This window comes from Nocardia sp. NPDC060220 (genome assembly GCF_042727815.1).
Classification (GTDB): Bacteria; Actinomycetota; Actinomycetes; order Mycobacteriales; family Mycobacteriaceae; genus Nocardia.
On record NZ_JBHWZY010001192.1, the window covers coordinates 1 to 1,643 of the forward strand.

1 protein-coding gene is annotated in these 1,643 nt (G+C 66.0%); it reads right to left on the reverse strand.

Annotated features, from left to right (window positions below; all coding sequences use genetic code 11):
* Positions 1–121: 121 nt before the first annotated feature.
* A partial coding sequence (gene sdhA, locus ACFWF3_RS35155; RefSeq protein ID WP_379318432.1) for a succinate dehydrogenase flavoprotein subunit occupies positions 122–1,643 on the reverse strand: 1,522 nt, incomplete at its 5' end.

The following is a 1,643-nucleotide window of genomic DNA, read 5'->3' on the forward strand; positions in this document are numbered from 1 at the left end:
GAGTCCCAGTGCGCGCCCTTGTCGTCCTCGGTGCTGAACCGGGCGATCTTGACGGTGACCATGACCGAGCCCTCGGGGACCGGCGCCGGCTTCTGCTTGGTGGGTTCGATAACAGCAGTCATCAGTACTTACGCTCCATCGGCTCGTAGCGGGTCTGCACCACCGGCTTGAAGTCGAGGCGGATCTCGGAGATGAGGTCCGGGCCCTCCTTGTACGCCATCGTGTGCCGCATGAAGTTCGTGTCGTCGCGGTCCGGGTAGTCCTCGCGAGCGTGGCCGCCACGCGATTCCTTGCGGTTGAGCGCGCCGACGACGGTGACCTCGGCCAGCTCGAGCAGGAAGCCCAGCTCGACGGCCTCGAGCAGGTCGCTGTTGTAGCGCTTGCCCTTGTCCTGCACCGTGATCCGGGTGTAGCGCTCCTTGAGCGTGTGGATGTCGGTGAGGACCTTCTTGAGGGTTTCCTCGGTGCGGAACACACCCGCGTTCGCATCCATCGTGGCCTGCAGCTCGGTGCGGATGTCGGCCACGCGCTCGTTGCCGTGATCGGACAGGATCAGTTCGAGCCAGTCCATCACCATCTGCGACGGGTTCTCCGGCATCTCGGTGAACTCGGTGCGGTTGGCGTACTCGGCGGCCGCGATGCCGGCGCGACGGCCGAACACGTTGATGTCGAGCAGCGAGTTGGTGCCGAGACGGTTCGCTCCGTGCACCGAGACGCACGCGCACTCACCGGCGGCGTAGAGGCCGGGGACCACGTCGGTGTTGTTGCGCAGCACCTCGCCACGGATCTTGGTCGGGATACCACCCATGACGTAGTGGCAGGTCGGCATGACCGGCACCAGCTCGGTCACCGGGTCCACGCCGAGGTAGGTGCGCGCGAACTCGGTGATGTCGGGCAGCTTCTCCTCGAGCACGTCGGCGCCGAGGTGGGTCACGTCGATGTAGACGTAGTCCTTGTTCGGGCCGGCGCCACGGCCCTCGGCCACCTCGAGCACCATCGAGCGGGCGACGATGTCACGCGGCGCGAGGTCCTTGATGGTGGGGGCGTAGCGCTCCATGAAGCGCTCACCGGAGGCGTTGCGCAGGATGCCGCCTTCACCACGCACGGCCTCGGAGATGAGGATGCCCAGGCCGGCGAGGCCTGTCGGGTGGAACTGGTGGAACTCCATGTCCTCGAGCGGCAGGCCCTTGCGGAACACGATCGCCATGCCGTCACCGGTCAGCGTGTGCGCGTTCGAGGTGGTCTTGTACATGCGGCCCGAGCCGCCGGTGGCGAACACGATCGACTTCGCGTGGAAGATGTGGATCTCGCCGGTCGACAGCTCGTAGGCGACCACGCCGGTGGCGACGGGGCCACGATCGGACTCGGTCATCACCAGGTCGAGCACGTAGAACTCGTTGTAGAACTCGACGTCGTGCTTGACGCAGTTCTGGTAGAGCGTCTGCAGGATCATGTGACCGGTGCGGTCGGCGGCATAACACGCGCGACGCACGGGCGCCTTGCCGTGGTCACGGGTGTGGCCACCGAAACGACGCTGGTCGATTTTGCCCTCGGGCGTGCGGTTGAACGGCAGGCCCATCTTCTCCAGGTCCATGACCGCGTCGATGGCCTCTTTGGCCATGATCTGCGCGGGGTCCTGGTCG